The sequence below is a fragment of the Caenispirillum bisanense genome, from assembly GCF_900230255.1.
In the GTDB taxonomy this organism is placed as follows: Bacteria; Pseudomonadota; Alphaproteobacteria; order Rhodospirillales; family Rhodospirillaceae; genus Caenispirillum; species Caenispirillum bisanense_A.
This window is the reverse complement of record NZ_OCNJ01000006.1, coordinates 224,748-242,880: the sequence shown is the minus strand read 5'-3', so window position 1 is coordinate 242,880 and position 18,133 is coordinate 224,748. Positions and strand designations below refer to the sequence as shown.

Annotated in this window: 18 protein-coding genes; 9 read left to right on the top strand and 9 right to left on the bottom strand. The window is 65.8% G+C overall.

Annotated elements, in window-relative coordinates; genetic code table 11:
- Positions 1–27: 27 nt before the first annotated feature.
- Positions 28–1,095 (bottom strand): zinc ABC transporter substrate-binding protein, encoded by a 1,068-nt coding sequence (locus tag CRP50_RS15015; protein ID WP_097279995.1) that lies wholly within the window; start codon positions 1,093–1,095, stop codon positions 28–30.
- Positions 1,096–1,185: 90 nt separating this feature from the next.
- On the opposite strand from CRP50_RS15015, the gene CRP50_RS15010 reads away from it, so the two are divergent.
- The 3 genes from CRP50_RS15010 to CRP50_RS15000 are packed head-to-tail and all read left to right on the top strand — an operon-like array spanning position 1,186 to position 3,298.
- A complete protein-coding gene (locus tag CRP50_RS15010; protein ID WP_097279994.1) occupies positions 1,186–1,701 on the top strand; it encodes a transcriptional repressor in 516 nt (171 codons plus the stop codon).
- Entirely contained in the window at positions 1,698–2,495 is a 798-nt protein-coding gene (locus tag CRP50_RS15005) for a metal ABC transporter ATP-binding protein (protein WP_097279993.1), read from the top strand. Before CRP50_RS15010 ends, CRP50_RS15005 begins: the two co-directional genes overlap by 4 nt.
- Entirely contained in the window at positions 2,492–3,298 is an 807-nt protein-coding gene (locus CRP50_RS15000) for a metal ABC transporter permease (protein ID WP_097279992.1), read from the top strand. The genes CRP50_RS15005 and CRP50_RS15000 overlap by 4 nt, the downstream gene beginning before the upstream one ends.
- Before the next feature lie 27 nt (positions 3,299–3,325).
- Here the strand turns inward: CRP50_RS15000 and CRP50_RS14995 are convergent, their stop codons facing one another.
- The 3 genes from CRP50_RS14995 to CRP50_RS14985 form a co-directional block, all read right to left on the bottom strand.
- Positions 3,326–3,520, bottom strand: coding sequence for a hypothetical protein (locus CRP50_RS14995; protein WP_097279991.1), 195 nt, complete (start codon positions 3,518–3,520; stop codon positions 3,326–3,328).
- A gap of 83 nt (positions 3,521–3,603) precedes the next feature.
- Complete coding sequence (locus tag CRP50_RS14990; protein ID WP_097279990.1) at positions 3,604–3,813, bottom strand: cold-shock protein; 210 nt, start codon at positions 3,811–3,813, stop codon at positions 3,604–3,606.
- A 182-nt stretch (positions 3,814–3,995) separates the two neighbouring features.
- Positions 3,996–4,748, bottom strand: coding sequence for an endonuclease/exonuclease/phosphatase family protein (locus tag CRP50_RS14985; RefSeq protein WP_097279989.1), 753 nt, complete (start codon positions 4,746–4,748; stop codon positions 3,996–3,998).
- Positions 4,749–5,010: 262 nt separating this feature from the next.
- Between CRP50_RS14985 and CRP50_RS14980 the strand changes: the two genes are divergently transcribed.
- Complete coding sequence (locus tag CRP50_RS14980) at positions 5,011–6,492, top strand: AMP nucleosidase (RefSeq protein WP_097279988.1); 1,482 nt, start codon at positions 5,011–5,013, stop codon at positions 6,490–6,492.
- 59 nt (positions 6,493–6,551) lie between these two features.
- On the opposite strand, the gene CRP50_RS14975 is transcribed toward CRP50_RS14980, so the two are convergent.
- Positions 6,552–7,490, bottom strand: coding sequence for a L,D-transpeptidase family protein (locus CRP50_RS14975; protein ID WP_097279987.1), 939 nt, complete (start codon positions 7,488–7,490; stop codon positions 6,552–6,554).
- A 193-nt stretch (positions 7,491–7,683) separates the two neighbouring features.
- Positions 7,684–8,208 carry a SixA phosphatase family protein gene (locus tag CRP50_RS14970; RefSeq protein WP_097279986.1) on the bottom strand — a complete coding sequence of 175 codons (525 nt, stop codon included), beginning with the start codon at positions 8,206–8,208 and terminating at the stop codon, positions 7,684–7,686.
- Between the two features lie 113 nt (positions 8,209–8,321).
- On the opposite strand from CRP50_RS14970, the gene CRP50_RS14965 reads away from it, so the two are divergent.
- The 3 genes from CRP50_RS14965 (at position 8,322) to CRP50_RS14955 (ending at position 12,661) form a co-directional block, all read left to right on the top strand.
- Positions 8,322–10,493 (top strand): RNA degradosome polyphosphate kinase, encoded by a 2,172-nt coding sequence (locus CRP50_RS14965; RefSeq protein ID WP_097279985.1) that lies wholly within the window; start codon positions 8,322–8,324, stop codon positions 10,491–10,493.
- Between the two features lie 17 nt (positions 10,494–10,510).
- Positions 10,511–12,073 carry a Ppx/GppA family phosphatase gene (locus tag CRP50_RS14960; RefSeq protein WP_245913489.1) on the top strand — a complete coding sequence of 521 codons (1,563 nt, stop codon included), beginning with the start codon at positions 10,511–10,513 and terminating at the stop codon, positions 12,071–12,073.
- A gap of 162 nt (positions 12,074–12,235) precedes the next feature.
- Positions 12,236–12,661, top strand: a complete 426-nt coding sequence (locus CRP50_RS14955; RefSeq protein WP_141415164.1) for a hypothetical protein — start codon at positions 12,236–12,238, stop codon at positions 12,659–12,661.
- Positions 12,662–13,262: 601 nt separating this feature from the next.
- On the opposite strand, the gene CRP50_RS14950 is transcribed toward CRP50_RS14955, so the two are convergent.
- The 3 genes from CRP50_RS14950 to CRP50_RS25165 form a co-directional block, all read right to left on the bottom strand.
- Positions 13,263–13,679, bottom strand: coding sequence for a hypothetical protein (locus tag CRP50_RS14950; RefSeq protein ID WP_141415163.1), 417 nt, complete (start codon positions 13,677–13,679; stop codon positions 13,263–13,265).
- 241 nt (positions 13,680–13,920) lie between these two features.
- A complete protein-coding gene (locus CRP50_RS25170) occupies positions 13,921–14,328 on the bottom strand; it encodes a hypothetical protein (RefSeq protein ID WP_141415162.1) in 408 nt (135 codons plus the stop codon).
- The gene (locus CRP50_RS25165; protein ID WP_141415161.1) at positions 14,307–14,540 is read right to left on the bottom strand and encodes a hypothetical protein; all 234 of its coding nucleotides are present in this window, start codon (positions 14,538–14,540) and stop codon (positions 14,307–14,309) included. Before CRP50_RS25165 ends, CRP50_RS25170 begins: the two co-directional genes overlap by 22 nt.
- An 895-nt stretch (positions 14,541–15,435) precedes the next feature.
- Here CRP50_RS25165 and CRP50_RS14945 point away from each other — a divergent pair.
- Both CRP50_RS14945 and CRP50_RS14940 read left to right on the top strand, forming a co-directional pair.
- The gene (locus CRP50_RS14945; RefSeq protein WP_141415160.1) at positions 15,436–16,605 is read left to right on the top strand and encodes a hypothetical protein; all 1,170 of its coding nucleotides are present in this window, start codon (positions 15,436–15,438) and stop codon (positions 16,603–16,605) included.
- Positions 16,606–16,614: 9 nt separating this feature from the next.
- On the top strand, positions 16,615–18,018 hold the full coding sequence (locus tag CRP50_RS14940) for a VapE domain-containing protein (protein ID WP_097279980.1): 1,404 nt from the start codon (positions 16,615–16,617) through the stop codon (positions 18,016–18,018).
- Positions 18,019–18,133: the final 115 nt, after the last annotated feature.

Here is an 18,133-nt window from a genome sequence, read left to right as displayed (position 1 = left end):
CGGTTATAGCGGGCGCGCGGGCGCCGGTCACCCCTTGGGCGCGAGGCACTCCAGCAGCGAGTCCGCCATGCCGCGCATCAGCGCCTCGTACATGCCGGGGCCGGGCGGGATGTCGGTGCCGAGGGGGTCGAGCACACCGGCCCGCGCCGCCGTTCCCTCGGTGATGGTGGCCACCAGGCGCGGTTCGAACTGCGGTTCGGCGAAGACGCAGGTGGCTTTCAGGTCCGTCACCTTGTCGCGCAGCTCGGCGATGCGGCGGGCGCCGACGGGGCGGCCCGGCTCGACGGTGATGGAGCCGACGGGGGTGAGGCCGACGTCGTGCTCCAGGTATTGGTAGGCGTCGTGGAACACCACGTAGGGAACCCCGGCCACCGGCTGCAGGCGGACGGTCAGCTCCTGCGTCAGGGCGGCGATGCGCTCCGCCACGGCTTCGGCATTGGCGCGGTAGGTCGCGGCGTTGGCGGCATCGGCCTCGGCGAGGACGCCCGCCATGGTGCGCGCGATCACGGCGGCGTTGTCGGGATCGAGCCAGACGTGGGCATCGGTGTTCGGCGGCAGTTCGGCGGCGTCGGCGTCCAGGGCGGGCAGGGGATCGATGTGGTCGTGATCGTGGCCGTGCTCGTCGTGGCCGGCGGGGTGGGCCTTTTCGTGGTCATGGGCGTCGGCATGACCATGCTCGTCGTCGTGTGCGTGGTCGTCGTGCTCGTGCGCATGGGCCTCCCAGGCGCCGCCGACGCGGGTCGGCAGCAGGGTCAGGCCGGGCGCGCTCGCCAGGGCGACCACGCGGGCATCGCCGGCCAGGGACTGCACCGGCTTGGTGAGGAAGGCTTCGAGCGGCGCCCCCACCCAGAACACCACGTCGGCCTGATCGAGGGCGCGGGCGTCGGAGGGCTTCAGGGCGTAGTCGTGCGGGCTGGCGCCGGGCGGCAGCAGCAGCTCGGGCTCGCCGACCCCCTGCATCACCGCCGCCGCGAGGGAGTGCAGCGGCTTGACGGTCGTGACCACCTTCGGCACCTCGGCCAGCGCCGCGGCCGGCAGAAACGCGGCGGCGGCGAGCGCGGTGGTGACGAAGAGGGATGCACGCGGCGAAGGCATGGCTTAGGCTCCTGCTGGTTCGGCTTGTCGTGCCGGCATGTTACATTATATCATTCGCACCGCAAGCCCCCGCCGCAGCCCCTACGCCCCATGACCGCCGCACCCCACGCCTTTCCCGCCCCCGACCACGATCACGCCGCCTGCGTCGCCGCCGGCCTCGCCCAGGCGGAGGAGCTGTGCCGCGCCCGCGGCGCCCGCCTGACCGACGTGCGCCGCCGCGTGCTGGAATTGCTGCTGACGGAAGGCCACCGGGCGGTCGGCGCCTACGACCTGCTCGATCGTCTCAACGCCGGCGCCACCGGCAAGAAGGCGGCACCGCCGGCGGTCTATCGCGCGTTGGATTTCCTGGTGGAGCAGGGGCTGGTGCACCGCATCGCCAGCCTGAACGCCTTCGTCGGCTGCGTCCGCCCGCGCGACGACCACCGCGCCCAGTTCCTCATCTGCCGCCGGTGCGGCGCCGTGGCGGAACTGACCGGCGAGCGCCTGACGCAGGATCTGGCCGAGGCGGCGGCGCGCGCCGGCTTCACCATGCTGTCCGCGGTGGTCGAGGCGGAGGGCCTGTGCCCGCTGTGCCGCGACCTGCCGCCTGAAGAAGAGCCCGAATGACCCAACTCCTGATCGAGGGGCGCGGCCTGTCGCTGACGCGGCAGGGCACCGCCATCCTCTCCAATGTCGACATCCACGTCGGCGCCGGCGAGATCGTCACCATCGTCGGCCCCAACGGCGCAGGCAAGACGACGCTGGTGCGCGTGCTGCTGGGCGTGCTGGCGCCCGACGGCGGCACGGTGACGCGCAAGCCGGGCCTGCAGGTGGGCTACCTGCCGCAGAAGCTGCACGTCGACCCGGTGCTGCCGCTGGGCGTGCGCCGCCTGGTGACGCTGACCAAGCGGGCGAGCCGGGCGGAGGTCGATGCGGCGCTGGTGGAGGTCGGCGGCCTGCATCTGGCCGAAAAGGCGGTCAGCGGCCTGTCGGGCGGTGAGATGCAGCGCGTACTGCTGGCGCGCGCCCTGCTGCGCCGGCCCGACCTGCTGGTGCTCGACGAGCCGACCCAGGGCGTCGACCAGACCGGCCAGGCCGAGTTCTACGAGCTGCTGCGCACCATCCGCGACCGCCGCGGCTGCGGCATCGTGCTCATCAGCCACGACCTGCACGTGGTGATGGCGGCGACCGACCGGGTCATCTGCCTGCAGCATCACGTCTGCTGCGCCGGCGCCCCGCGCACCGTCGCCGGCGACCCGGAGTATCGCCGCCTGTTCGGGCCGGCGGCGGCGGAATTCGCCATCTACAGCCATCGCCACGACCACGGCCACGACCTGCACGGCAACCCGCTGCCCTGCGACCACGACCATGGGCACGCGCACACGCACGCCCCCACCGCGAGCGACGAGGTCCGGCCGTGATCCTGTTCGAAGACTTCATCCTGCGGGCGCTGGCCGCCGGCCTCGGCGTCGCCCTGGTGGCGGGGCCGCTCGGCTGTTTCGTGGTGTGGCGGCGCATGGCCTATTTCGGCGACACCATGGCGCACGCGGCGCTGACCGGCGTCGCCCTCGGCCTGCTGTTCGGCATCACGCCGGTGGCGGGCATCGTCGGCGTCGGGGTGGTGCTGGTGCTGTTCCTGACCGTGCTCGGCCGGCGCGGACGCCATGCCTCCGACACCCTGCTCGGAATTTTCAGCCACGGTGCGCTGTCGGTGGGCGTCATCCTGCTCGCGACCATGGAGTCGGTGCGCGTCGACCTGATGGCCTACCTGTTCGGCGACATCCTGGCCGTCATGCCGGCGGACCTGGCGTGGATCTGGGGCGGCGGGCTGACGGCGCTGGCGATGCTGGTGGTCCTGTGGCGCCCGCTGCTGGCCACCACCGTCTCGCCCGAGGTGGCGCAGGCCGAAGGGGTGCCGGTGCTGGCCGTGCAGGTGGCCTTCATGCTGCTGATCGCGCTGGTGGTGGCGGTCGCCATGAAGATCATCGGCGTGCTGCTCATCACCGCCATGCTCATCATCCCGGCCGCGGCGGCCCGGCGCTTCGCCGCCTCGCCCGAGGCCATGGCTGTGTTCGCGGCCGGCATCGGCGCGGTGGCGGTGGTGCTGGGGCTGGTGGCGAGCGCCCGGTGGGACACGCCGGCGGGGCCTTCGGTGGTGGCGGCGGCGGTGGCGGTCTTCGCCGTCAGCCCGCTGGCGGCACTGCTGACGGGCCGCCGCGGCTGATGCGCCGCGGCCCCGTCGGTCGGCCGGTCAGGGCTGGTTGAGCTGCCCCTCGCGCACCACGCGCTCGCGGCCGGTGCTGCGGTTCTTGATGCGATACTGCAGTTCGCTGCCCTCGAACGGCAGGAGGCGCGTGACCTCGACCAGGCCGCTGCCGTCCTCGTGCTCGTGACGGCTGGGGTTGAACTGCAACTGTTGCCCGATCCTGAACTTGTGCGTCTGCATGGGAGCGCCTTTCTTTCATGTCGGAGCAGAAACGGAACAGGGCGGCCGAGGCCGCCCTGTCCTACACGCGGAAGCGTGAACCGTTACACGGCCTGGAGATTTTCCGCGGCCGTCTTGCCCTTGCGCGGGTCGCGCACGGCGTCGAAGGACACCTTCTGGCCTTCGTTCAGGCCGGACATGCCAGCGCGCTCGACGGCGGAGATGTGGACGAACACGTCCTGGGTGCCGTCTTCCGGCTGGATGAAGCCGTAGCCCTTGGTCGCATTGAAAAACTTCACGGTGCCGATGGTCATGGCGCCTATCTCCCGATGGAGTTGGTTCCGGCGATATTGCCGGGCGTATCAAATCACGTCAGGAGAAATAGACGGCGCAGAGCGTCGAAGATTTAGCCGTCGGCAAGTTCGATGGTCTGGAATATAAGGTATGCCGTGAAATATTGCAATGGATGCGGGGAAAAGATTCCGGCGGGGCGGCGTCACCCGCCGCTGCCCACCCGTTTCGCGAGGCTGCTCATGGCCTGCGCCGCCTCCGGCAGCCGCAGTTCGGCGGTGACCGGCAGGTGGTCGGAGGCCTCGCGCGCCGTCGCCGTGTGATGGACCGCGGTGCGCACCACCTCGACGTCGTCGCTGGTGATGATGCGGTCGAGCCCGAACAGCGGCCGCCGCGCCGGGAAGCTCGGGCCGGGGGCGTTGACGCACAGCTTCTGCGAAAACACCCTCAGGCAGCCGCCGCGGGCGCTCCATTCGTTCAGGTCGCCCATGACCACCGTCGGCAGGCGGCGCTCGTCGGCGGCCAGCGCTTCCAGGATGGCTTCCGCTTGCCGCTTGCGGAACCGGCCGATGAGGCCGAGGTGGGCGGCGACGACGCGCAGCGGGTCGGCCGCGCCGACGTCCAGGTCCACCATCAGCGCCCCGCGCGGCTCCAGGGCGGGCAGGGTGATGCGCTTGCCCTGCAGCGGTTCGATGCCGCCGCGCACCAGGACGGCGTTGCCGTGCCAGCCGCTCGACAGCGGCCGCACCGCGTGGCGCACCAGGCGGTAGCCGGTGGCGTGCTCCAGCTGCTCGGCCTCGAAGGTGGTGGCGCGGGCGCCGAAGCGGCGGTCCACCTCCTGCAGGGCGACGATGTCGGCGTCCAGTTCGGCCAGCACGGAAAAGATGCGCTCCGGCCGCCGCTGGCCGTCGGAGCCGACGCTCTTGTGGATGTTGTAGGAGGCCACCGTGATGGTCAAAGTTCGGCCGCTCCCTCTGCGCTCGGTCGTGGGGTCTGCCATGCCAACGCCCGAGGGGCGGCCGACGCGGCGACACGGATCCGGCGTCTCCCCCGCCACGGCCGCCTTGTCCCCATGGGTGGCGGCCTCTTCCTTCTGTCTACCTCGTCCGGTATGCGGGCCGGAAAGTGTCGCGTCAAGGCCTACCTTGGCGCTGCGGGGCTGACGTCGGGCCGGCGCCGCCCCAGATTGGGGAGAGGATAGACGGACCGCGAAAATCGACATGGATCACAATCCCTTGCTGCCCACCACCCTCGATGCCGTGCCGGCCGACCGGCTGCGCCGCTGCGAGGGCCCCGCCGAAGCCCTCGACCGCCTGACCCGCCTCTACGACGACCAGATCGCCGTCCTGCGCGAGGATTTCGCCGCCTTCGCCCGCGGCGCCCTCGACCGGCCGGCGCGGCGCGTGGTCTACCCCTACCTCTGCGCCGAGATCGCGGCATCGGCCCTGCAGCCCAAGACCAACCTGGCTTTCGGCAAGGTCACCTCGCCGGGGCTGCACGGCACCACCATCACCGACCCGCGCCTGTTCGCCGACTACCTGATGGAGCAGATGACGCTGCTGGTGGAGAACCACGCGGCGGTGTTCCACGTCGGCCTCAGCCGCACGCCGATTCCGCTCACCTTCGGCCTGGAGCGCGAGGCCGCCGCCGGGGTGACGCCGGACCAGCGGCAGGCCCTGCGGCACGCCTTCGCCCTGCCCAACCTGGTCGGCACCAACGACGACATCGCCGACGGGCGCGAGGTGCACCAGCCCGGCCAGGTCATGCCCCTGTCGCTGTTCCCGGCCGAGCGCGTCGACTACAGCCTGCAGCGCCTGCGGCACTACACCGCCACCTCGCCCGAGCACTTCCAGCACTTCGTGCTGTTCACCAACTATCAGCGCTATGTCGATGAATTCATTGAACTCGGCCGCCGGGGCGTCGAGGCCGGCGAGTACCTCGCCCTGGTCGAGCCCGGCGACCGCGTCACCCGCCGCGGTGCCGAGCCGGACCGCCCGCCCATCACCAAGCCGCCGCAGATGCCGGCCTACCACCTGGTGCGCGAGGGCCGCAGCGGCATCACGCTCGTGAACATCGGCGTCGGCCCGTCCAACGCCAAGACCGTGACCGACCATCTGGCCGTGCTGCGGTCCCATGTCTGGCTCATGGTCGGGCACTGCGGCGGCCTGCGCGGCAGCCAGCGCCTGGGCGACTACGTGCTGGCGCATGCCTACCTGCGCGACGACCACGTGCTCGACCAGATCCTGCCGACGGAGATCCCGCTGCCGACCATCGCCGAGGTGCAGGTGGCGCTGGCCGGCGCCGTCTCGGCGGTCACCGACCTGCGCGGCAAGCAGTTGAAGGAACGGTTCCGCACCGGCACCGTGGTCACCACCGACGACCGCAACTGGGAACTGCGCATCGACCGCCTGGCGCAGCGCTTCAACCAGTCGCGCGCCATCGCCATCGACATGGAGTCGGCGACCATCGCCGCCAACGGCTATCGCTTCCGGGTGCCCTACGGGACGCTGCTATGCGTCTCCGACCGGCCGCTGCACGGCGAGATCAAGCTGCCGGGCATGGCCGACGCCTTCTACGAGCGCAGCGTCGGCCAGCACCTGCAGATCGGCATCCGCGCCATGGAGCTGCTGCGCCACGAGGCGCGGGCGGGCAGCCTGCATTCGCGCAAGCTGCGCAGCTTCGACGAGCCGGCGTTCCGCTAGCCAAAGCAAGAAGGGCGGCCGCTGCCGGCCGCCCTTTCGTCGTCGTCACGCCTGCGGCGTCACTGCGCCGAGGCGGTGGTCACTTCGCCGATGCCGACGGCGATGGGGTAGCCGCGCTGCTCGCGCACCACGCGCTCCACTGCGTCCCAATCGACGGTCACCCGCTCGGGCGCTGCCTCGACGATGGCGTTGATGACGTCCTGCGACAGCGCCGACGGCGGCAGCTCCTCGCGGTTTTCCAGCTTGTTCCAGGCGTCGATGCTGGGGTGCACCTCCAGCCACAGGCGGCCGTTGTCGAAGGCCACCGAGAAGCGCTGGTCGAGCGAGCGCACCTTGGTGCCGACGTCCACCTTCTCGAAGATGGTCTCCACGTCCCACGGGTACATGCGGATGCAGCCCGACGAGACGCGGCGGCCGACGCCGTCGGGGATGTTGGTGCCGTGGATCAGGTAGGCCGGCCAGCCCAGGTACATGGCGCGGTTGCCGAGCGGGTTCTGCGGGCCGGGGCCGATGGAGGCGGGCAGGTAGGGCTTGCGCTTGCGAATGTTCTCGGTCGGCGTCCAGGTCGGATCCTTGCGCTTGCCGACGACGGTGGTGGTGCCGCGCGGCGTCTCCAGGCCCTCGGCGCCGATGCCGATGGGGTAGCTCTCGACCTGGCCGTTGCCGCGGAAATGGAACAGGCGCATGGCCCCCAGGCTGATGAGGATGCCCTTATCCATGCCGACCGGCGCGATGTGGATGGTCGGCAGGACGATCTCCGAGCCGGGCTCGGGCATCCACGGCTCGACGTCCGGGTTGGCGGCGCGCAGTTCCAGGAACCCCAGTCCCTTGGCCTTGGCGATGTCGTGCAGGGTGTCGCCCTTCTTGACCGTGTAGGTCGTCACCAGCCGTTCCTCGGTGCGCGAGGCGGCGGCGAGGGCGGGAGCCCCGGGCAGGCCAGCGCCGGCGGTAGCCGCGGCGGCCAGGCTGAGGGCGGTGAACGAACGGCGGGAAATCATGGCGGTGCTGCATCCTCAGGGGTCTGCGGCCGCGGGCGGCGGTCCGAAGCGACGATCTCTACTGCCAGTAACGTGGGGGCCGGCGGGTTCGGTTTCACGAGTCGGCGAGCGCAAGAATACCGTAACGCCCGGCGGAACGCCATGGCAGCCACCGATTCCTCACGCATCGGCAAGGGACTGTGGCGCCGCCGCCTCAGTTCTCCAGGTCCTTGGGGCGCACGAAGGCGCGCAGACGGCACAGGCCGCTCGCCAGGTCGGCCCAGTCTTCCAGCGGCGCGGTCAGGGTGGCGAGACTGCCGGTCGGGTACTTCTCGCGCAGGTCGGCGAGGCCGGGCACGGATTCGGCCACCTCGCGCTCGGTCAGGCCGCTCGCCAGCTTGTGCAGGCCGGGGTTGTGGCCGAGCAGCAGCACCGACTCCACTTCGTGCGGCAGTTCGCGCAGGCGCTTGAGCAGTTGCGCGGCGGTCGCCTCGTACAGGCGGCGCTCGTAGCACACCGGCACGCCGTCCAGCGCCTCGACGATGTAGTCCATGGTCTGGCGGGTGCGGCGGGCGGAGGAGCACAACACCACGTCCGGGCGGATGGCGTGGGTGTCGATGTGGCGGCAGATCAGCGGCCCGGCCCGGTCGCCGCGCTCGTTCAGCGGCCGGTCGTAGTCGTCGAGCTCCGGAAAGTCCCAGCTCGACTTCAGGTGCCGGAGGAGGAAGATCCGTTTCATGTTTATGACTTTTGTCCCAAGGCGTTGCCGATCCGCTCGGGGCATAGTGTATATAGGAGACCGCGTCGCCTGTCGAAGGCGGCGTCGTTACAAAAGAGGGATCGAAGCGCCTCATGGAACAGACCACGCCGACCAGGACCCGCACCGCCCCGTCCAAGGCCGTGCCCACCATCGACATCGAGTCGAAGGACCGTTTCATCAACCGCGAACTGTCCTGGCTGGCCTTCAACTTCCGGGTGATGGAAGAGGCCTACAACGAGCGGCACCCGCTGCTCGAACGCCTCCGGTTCCTCTCGATCTCGGCCTCTAACCTGGACGAGTTCTACATGGTGCGCGTCGCCGGCCTGAAGGGCCAGGTGCATGCCGGCATCACCACCACCAGCCAGGACGGCCTGCTGCCCGGCCAGCAGCTGGAGGTGATCAACGAGTCGGCGCGCCGCCTGATGAACCAGCAGAGCGACTGCTGGCGCCACCTGCGCGAGCTGCTGCACCACGAGGGCATCCACGTCATCGACAAGGAAGACCTGACGCCCGAGGACATGAAGTGGCTGGAAAACCACTTCATGGACCGCATCTTCCCGATCCTGACGCCGCTCGCCATCGATCCGGCGCACCCGTTCCCCTTCCTGCCAAACCTGGCGCACGCCCTGGTGCTGCACCTGACGCGCCTGGACGACGGCGAGGCGCTGCGGGCGCTGGTGCCCATGCCGACCCAGGTGGACCGGTTCATCCGCCTGGACGGCCAGGCCATCCGCTATCTGGCGCTGGAGGAGGTGATCGGCCTGTTCCTCGACCACCTGTTCCCGGGCTTCAAGGTGGTGCAGGGCGGCCACTTCCGCGTCATCCGCGACAGCGAGATGGAAATCGACGAAGAGGCGCAGGACCTCGTGCAGTCCTTCGAGTCGGCGCTGAAGCGCCGCCGCCGCGGCCACTGCATCCGCCTGACCATGAACGCCGACATGCCGGAAGACCTGGTCAAGCTGGTGTGCACCGAGCTGGAGGTGGAGGACGCCGACGTCTTCAAGCTGAACGGCCTGATCGGCATGGCCGACACCCGCAAGCTCATCACCGACGAGCGGCCCGACCTCGTGTTCGTGCCCTACAACGCCCGCTTCCCGGAACGCATCCGCGACTTCGGCGGCGACTGCTTCGCGGCCATCCGCAAGAAGGACATCGTCGTCCACCACCCGTTCGAGAGCTTCGACGTGGTGGTGCAGTTCCTCCGTCAGGCGGCGCGCGACCCCAACGTGCTGTCCATCAAGCAGACGCTCTATCGCACCTCCAAGGACAGCCCCATCGTCAAGGCGCTGATCGAGGCGGCGGAACTCGGCAAAAGCGTCACCGCCATGGTGGAGCTGAAGGCGCGGTTCGACGAGGAAGCCAACATCCAGTGGGCGCGCGACCTGGAACGCGCCGGCGTGTCGGTGGTCTACGGCTTCATCGACCTGAAGACCCACGCCAAGATCAGCCTGGTCACCCGCAAGGAAGGGCAGGAGCTGCGGTCCTACGTCCACTTCGGCACCGGCAACTACCACCCGATCACCGCCAAGGTCTACACCGACCTGTCCTATTTCACGTCCGACCCGCAGCTGACGCGCGACGCCCAGAAGGCCTTCAACTTCATGACCGGCTACGCCAAGCCGGAGATGATGGAGAAGCTGGCCATCGCGCCGCTCGGCCTGCGCGACAAGCTGCTCGACCTCATCAACGACGAGGCCGAGCACGCCAAGGCCGGCCGCCCCGGCACCATCTGGGCCAAGATGAACAGCCTGGTGGACGGCAAGGTGATCGACGCCCTCTATCGGGCGAGCCAGGCCGGCGTGAAGATCGAACTGGTGATCCGCGGCATCTGCTGCCTGCGTCCGGGCGTTCCGGGACTGTCCGAAAACATCCGGGTGAAGAGCATCGTGGGCCGCTTCCTCGAGCATTCGCGCATCGTCTGCTTCGGCAACGGCCACCGCATGCCGTCGCGCCACGCCAAGATCTACATCTCCTCGGCCGACTGGATGCCGCGCAACCTCATCAACCGCGTCGAGGCCTTCGTGCCCATCGAGAACCCGACCGTGCACACCCAGATCCTGGAGCAGATCATGGTCGCCAACCTGAAGGACGAGGCGCAGACCTGGTACCTGCAGCCCGACGCCACCTTCAAGCGCGTGCCGCAGCGCGACGACGCCTTTTCCGCCCACCTCTACTTCATGACCAACCCGAGCCTGTCGGGACGCGGCAGCGCCCTGCAGCATGCGCAGAAGCCGGTGCCCAAGCTGGCCCTGCGGTCACGGTGAGGGCGGCGGAACCCATCATGGCGGCAGACAAGGCGCGGGGGACCAAGGCGACGGCGAAACGACTGCAACCCATCGGCCGGGCGGCGGAAGGCGGCATGTTCGTGCGCCGCCGCCGGCCCGTGGGCATCGTCGACATCGGCTCCAACAGCGTGCGTCTCGTGGTCTACGACGGCCTGACCCGCACGCCGATCCCGCTGTTCAACGAGAAGGCGGTCTGCGCCCTCGGCTCGGGCCTGCAGCAGTCGGGCCGGCTCAATCCCGAAGGGGTGGAGATGGCGCTGGCCTCGGTCGAGCGCTTCGTCCATCTGGCGCGCGCCATGGAGGTGGACCGGCTGGACGTGCTGGCCACCGCCGCGGCGCGCGACGCCGCCGACGGGCCGGAGTTCATCCGCCGGCTGGAAGAGCGCTGCGGCGTCAAGGTGTGCCTGCTGTCGGGCGAGGAGGAAGCCCGCAACGCGGCCCTCGGCGTGCTGTGCAGCATCCCCGACGCCGACGGCATGGTGGCCGACCTGGGCGGCGGCTCGCTGGAACTGGTGGTGGTGGAAAACCACCGCTGCGGCACCTTCAGCTCCATGCCGCTCGGCGTGCTGCGGCTGCAGGACCAGTCGGGCGGAGACCGGGCGCGCGCCGTCGCCATCATCGACGAGCATCTGGCCGGGCTCGACTGGCTGGGGCAGGGGCGGGGGCGCTGCCTCTACGCCGTCGGCGGGGCGTGGCGCACCATCGCGCGCATCCTGATCGAGCAGATGAACTATCCGCTGCACGTCCTGGACAACTTTACGCTTTCGGCGCCCGATGCCTTGTCGCTGCTGGACCTCATGTCGCGCCAGTCGCGCAAGTCGCTGGAAAAGATTCCCGGCGTCTCCAAGCGCCGCCTCGCCACCCTGCCGGTGGCGGCCATGATCCTGGAGCGGCTGGTGCAGGTGATCCAGCCGTCGCAGCTGGTGTTCTCCGTCTACGGCATGCGCGAGGGCCAGTTCTTCCAGAACCTGCCCGGTCCGGTGCGCGACGAGGACCCGCTCATTTCCGCCTGCGCCGATCTGGCCCTGGCGGCCGGCCGCTTCACCGAACACGCGCGCGAGCTCATGGACTGGATGAGCCCGCTGTTCCCGAACGAGTCGGCGCCGCTGCAGCGCCTGCGCCTGGCGGCCTGCCTGCTCGGCGACATCTTCTGGTCGGAACATCCCGACTACCGCGCCGAGCAGGGTCTGCTGAAGGTGCTGCGCCTGCCCTTCATGGGGCTGTCGCATACCGACCGGGCGGCGCTCGCGCTCGCCGTCTACTACCGCTACACGTCGTCCGACGACCATCCCATGGCGGCCCAGGCGCGGTTGCTGCTGGACGACGAGCGGGTGCGGCGGGTGCGCGTCATCGGCAACGCCCTGCGGCTCGGCCATACGCTTTCCGGCGGCGCGCCGGGCCTGCTCGCCCGGACTCGGCTGAAGATGACGCCGGAACGGCTGCTGCTGGAAGTGCCGACGGGGCATCCCGTGTATTCGGGCGATGCCTCGGCGCGGCGGTTCGAGAAACTGGCGGCGGTGCTGGGGCTGGCGAACTCCTCGATCGTAGTGGTGGAGTAGCGGTCAGGGTGGGGCCACCGTCGGGCTTCTTTACACGCTCTTGATACTTGTTTTTACAAGGCAGGCGACGGGCAACCGCGCCTCTGCCGTGGCGTTTACGTTTCAAATGACAGGAACGCCGGCGCGCATTACATGGCCGCGCCAGCCACGGAGGACGGCACCATGCCCAGGTTCGACATGCAGGCGTTGGTCAAGACCATCGATCCGCGGTTCCGCCAGCAGGAAACCATGGAATACAACCGCCTCGTCCAGCAGGCCGAGGTCTTCCGCGAAGCCGGCATCGGCGGCAATGCGGCCCAGGAGGAGCGTTTCGACCAGGCGGCGCGGATGATCGCGGCATCCATCTACGTCATCGCCCGCGACCTGAAGCTGCCGCCGGGCGACATGGGCGTGGTGGCGGGTCACGCCGTCGGCTTCTTCGTCGGCGCGTCGAGCCCCTCCGACCCGGAAGCGCGCGAGCAGTTCAAGCAGGTCTTCGCCGCCGCGCTCGACCGCGCCAACGGCGACAAGCCGCGCAGCATGGTCATGATGGCCGACATGGTCGAAAGCGGCATGCAGATCATGCGCCGTTATCGGAACAACAATTAAATTATCGTTGAAAAACAACGGACTAAGGAAGGCACCCCGCTTATTGATGCTACATCCGAAGCTTCGCGCCCGGATCGCTTGGGGTCGTGCGGCTACGGTGGTTCGGCGGTCGGTAACGGTAGGCGGAACGGTGTAGCATCATAGGTGCCACGGTTAGGGCGCGGTAGTGTAGAACAAAGCCAGCAGAATGCAAAAAAGGGCGCCATATTTTGGGCGCCCTTTGTTTGTGCGTATTATCGATGAATATAGGCTTCTTTCGGCTTTCGTCCCCGCCTATTCGTGGTCGGCTGTAATGCGGCGGGGCTTGTTACCGTCGGACTTGGCGCGGCGGGCGGTAAACCCTGCATCCACCGGACCACTTCGGACCGCAGGTAAAGCACACGGCAGCCCCGACCACGGGATATGCATGGGGGTCCCTTGCCCTGGCAGTGCAAGACGGCAAGGTATTTCACGCTGACGCGCGCAAGTCGGGCTGCCTCTTCTCTCGTAATATATTCGTCCATATGCATTCGGTTTTCTACGTTGACGGGCGGGATTGCCTGCTATGTGCCAAGCATATGAAAACGAGTTATCCCGCTGCATTATTTTTCTGCACCGTCGGCTAGACCGTGGTGGCACCGTGTAGCATGCCCCAGACGGCGAGTAGCGCAGCCTCGGCGCGATCGTGGTCCCGCACCCTGGCAAAGTGGGTTGCGTGGCTCGGGAACAGTCCGGACGCCACGTGTCGGGAAAATGATTTCAGGTCGGCAAAGCCGTTGGCAGTGGCATCCCTGGACGTGACGCACATAGTGCGCTTCCAAGACAGGGGGTGGACCCACAGCACCGGAATGCCAAGCGCGCCTGCCACACCCGCCACAACGCCGACGTTGGCGCCCTGGCTTAGATAGGACACCTTCGGCGCACCGACCGGTATGGGCTCTTCCAGCACCATGGTTGCCACGTCCGCAAACGGCAGTAGCAAGGCAGCCAAAGCGCCCGCATCCACCCTTTCCCGACCGCCCGAGGCGTGCGTCGGCATGTCGTGCAAGACCGTTAGGCTACCGTCGATTACGACCGCCACGGCACCGCTAAGACCGGGGTCGACCCCGATCCATACGGCAGCCGTCAAACGTCCTTTGGGGCACGCAGGGCGGCGCGGCGTGCCAGAAAATCGGGGTCATGCAATAGGGCTAGTGCCTCGGCTAGTGCCTGTGCCAGCCCCGGCGAAACCGGGGGCAGGGCTGCCAGGTCGACGGGTGGTCGGGTGCGGACACGTGGCATCACAGCACCTCCACGCCGGGCAACCTACCGAGGTAGCTAGGGCAGTAATGTTCGGTCGACCGAAGGCAATAATATCCGTCGTATGCCACGTGGTTTACACGGTCGTAAGCCAATAGCTTATCGACAATGTCCCGCATATGGGTGTCTTCGACGCGAATATAGCGGTAGATGTTGTATGCCTTTGGGTGCGTAGACCCGGTAATATAAGTCAGCAGGCAAGCATACATTTCAGCGTTTTGCGGGTAATACTCGGTGAACCGTGCAAGGTCGGCGGCAACCATTTTTGCGTCACGGCTGGGGTGCGCCGCAATGGCACGGTCGATATCGGAGATGGCACGGTCCAGGGCGGTCGATAGACGGTCGGTCCCACGGTCGGGGACGGTAGTCACATGCGGGGCCACATGCATGCTGCTGCCTCCACTCCCACCGGGTCTGTCCCGAATACAAATCCGGCATAAAGCAGGTATTCGCCGTCTTGGTTTGCCAAAAAGGCGCTGATTTTCGGGTTGAGCTTGTATTCTCGTGTAGTCGGCGCGTAATGCAGCAAGTGCGGATAATTTTGCTGGATAGCCGCTATTATCATTTGGTCGTGCTTGGCGCGGAACTTTTGCAGGTCCATATTGATTTTCTCCATGTTTGCTACGGCAAGCCGTAGTCTAGTCGTCCATATGTATTTATCGTGGCGCGCGCCGAAATGCCAAATAAGCCCCGAAAAACGCGATATTGGGAATATGCTGGAATATTGCGCGCCGAATAGCAGACAATGTATAAATAAAGATGTAGCGGGATTTAGCCATGGCCCGCTGCGGCAAGCAAATTATTCTCCGATATTATAGGTTGACTACCCCCGTTGGACTTTGCCCGGCGGGGGTTTTTTCTTGCTTGGCTGTTGGTCAATGGGTGCGGGGTGTGGGGTGTGCCCCCATACGTGCGGCGGTGCCGACCAAGAAAACGGCGCGAAACCAATAAGTTACGTGGTGCGAAGGGCTACCCCTTCACCCCTTCGCCACCCCTTCGCGAAATAACTCAATAAAAACAACGAGTTAGAAGGGGTGAAGGGGTCGAAGGGGTCTTTTTGCCTATTTCTGGAGAAAAAATATATTTTGCCAAAAAGACGAAAAGTAGGGCTTCGACCCCTTCACCCCTTCGATGTGTTTGATTTCATTAGGTTTTTTCAGAAATGACCCCTTCGCCCACCCCTTCGCATTACATCACCACGTCTTCGCACGTCTTCGGGCTTCGCCACGCCCCCACGAAAAAAAAGCACCTCGGACCCGATTAACTACGGATTAATAATGCAGCGGACCGCATGCAAATGATAAATAGATATGTGAAAGCGCAGAACCGAAGTTACGTGGTGGGGACCACAGTAGGTTTAGCGTCTGGTATGGCAGTGGAATAATGCAGTCGTGGTATCGTGGTGGTATAATGCCGCCATAGTCATAGGTTTCACCACGGCGCATCCACGCCATTACCAGTCCCCCACAGCTTCCCCCGGCTGTGGGGGAAATTTCTTGTCTGGTAACTACAATGGTGAAAACAGTATATCAGGCGTGGATTTCGGGGGTGCGATAATGGCACCTATTACTATCCTCGCCGCAAAGGAAAACCTCACAAAAACCCTGACTTGGGACGGCACGAAGTGGGAGAAGCAGGCATTTGACAATGCCTATACCTACAGCGTCTACGAAATGCCAGCCCACAACATTCATGAGCTTTCGGCACTATTGTCGGAACTCGAATCTATACCGAACGCCTGCATCATTCGCGCCGCGCTTCGCCCTGGCTATCCCACGGAGGGTGTAGTCCGCCGCATCCATGACGGTGGCGACGGCCGTGTTCCCTTCGCCGAGCGGGCGGCGGGCAACCCGTGGATCATGATCGATGTGGATGGGCTGCCAGCCCCCGACGGGTTGCACACCAACGCCGACCGTCTGGACTACATCGTCAGCACGCTCCCGACGTGGTTCCACGGCGTGACCTACCATTATCAGTGGTCCGCCTCGGCCGGGCTGTCGGGGTGGGACCGTCTGTCGTGCCATCTCTTCTTCTGGCTCGACCGACCCATTACCGACACCGCCCTGATAGAGCGGATGCGGTGGGAGACGATGCCAGACGGCTCCACCGGGTGGGACGTCGATGAATCCGTCTGCCGCACCGTGCAGCCAAATTACACTGCCGCACCCATCTTCCAGGGCGCCCCGGATCCGTTGCAGGGCTGCCGTAGCGGGCTGGTGCAGGGTGATACCGACGTGGTGTCTCTGCCGACCTGGACCCCCAAGCCGAAGCCACAAGCACAAGCCTATACGCCGCTTCCAGGCGGTGGGACGCTGGGCGGCGGTATTGCCGCTCGCCTCGCCGATATCGGACCCCGGTATCACATGCCGATTCAACGGGCGATCATGGCATTTGTCGGCTTCTACGGCACCGGCTGCGACCGGTGGGAAATCAAGCGGCTTATCCGGGACCGTGTAGCGGTCGCCCCCGCTGGCAGTAGCCCCAAGCACATCTATACGACCGATGCATACTTGGACGCATCCATTAGGGGCGCGGTCCGCAAAGTGGGTGCCTATTACACACCCGAAGAAATCGAAGAAAAAAAGCGGAAGAGCGAATATTACGAAAGAAAAGCCGCGCTAACCGCTTACTTCATGTCGAAAAAGAAAAAGAACAATTTTAGGTAAGGTGAAGCTATGACGAAAGAATTATTCCTCGAAACCCTCGAACAATACATGAGCCTTCCGGAAGGCGCCAAGGTAACCGATACCGCCGCCGCCGCCCGGTTCATGGAACTCGCAATGGACCATTCCGAGACCATGCAAGACGTGGAAATCGTCTCCGACGTGCTGGAAGACCACACGACAATTAAGGCAACCAAGCTGCGGGAATTCCGCATGAAGCTTCGGGCAAAGATCAAGCTTGGCGGCGTGCCGACCGATCACGTTGACTTTGTGCGCAAGTGGTGCGCCAAAAACAATATCGAGATTTCGCTTGATAAGCGCATTAAAGACCCCGAATGGACGGGCAAAGACCTGTCGGATTCCACCATTCGACAGCGCATTTACCTTGCGGGGGTGGATATCGGCGGACGGTGGGCAGATAAGGCGCCGCTAGATGCCGCATGGGCGGTCTTCAAGTCGGAGGTAGAGAGGCAGGAATCCCGGCGGTTCCTGGCAGCCATTGCCCACTGTCCGACCGCTCCAGACCCGTGGGACCGTGTGTTGCGGGCGCTGCTGGGGGACGTAGACCCCGACTATTTCACCGCTTGTTCGGCGGTGCTGCGGGGCGCCGTCCACCGGGTGAAGCTGGTTACCGACGGGACCATGGTCCGTAACCACATCATGCCGTATCTGCGGTCGCGACAGGGCACCGGTAAATCAACGTTCATGGCTTGGTTTTTCGGTCCCGTAAGTGGGGGGCTGACGGAAACGACGTTCGATATGTTCGCCCACACGGAAACATTGCAGGCTTTGACCTATTCGCCGATCATTTTCTTTGACGAAGTCGCACGGGCAGACAAAGCCGACGCCAACACCGTGAAAAACGTAATGACCAGCGAAACGAAGCAAATGCGCAAGCTGTATGGCGAAGCCACGAAGCAGCGCATCGTGTCCACTTTCTTCGGCGCTGGCAACCTTAACCTTGCCGAAGTCTTCACGGACGATACGGGTAGCCGTCGGTTTTTCCAGATCGATGTTAACCCGAACCTTCTGGAACTGCTGCCGACGATCATGCAGGAAATCGACCCTGCCGACCTCTGGAGAAGCGTGGACGAAACGAAGCCGTCGCCCCTGGATGGTGCCGACATTATCGAGCTTCTACAGTCATTCCAGGCGGAGCAAAAGAACAAGACTCCGCTCGAAAGCTACCTTGATTATGCCGAACACAACCACATTCACACGAATTGGACAACGGTCGATGAAGTGTTCAAGGCGTATGCGGAATGGCGGTCGATATACTTCCCGTCGGACCGAACCGACCTTAACCGCTTCCGAAACACCTTCGCGCGGGTGCTGAAAGACGGATATGCGGGGAAATGGGTCGACCGAAAGCACCCGAAGACAAGACGCATGGAATACCGTTGCGATACACGGTGATCACGATGCCCACCAAGCGCGGGGGTGGGGCGAAGGCACAGAAATAACAGCAAGTTACGTGGTGTGCGAAGGGCTACCCCTTCGCCCCCTTCGCTACCCCTTCGCGAAATAACTC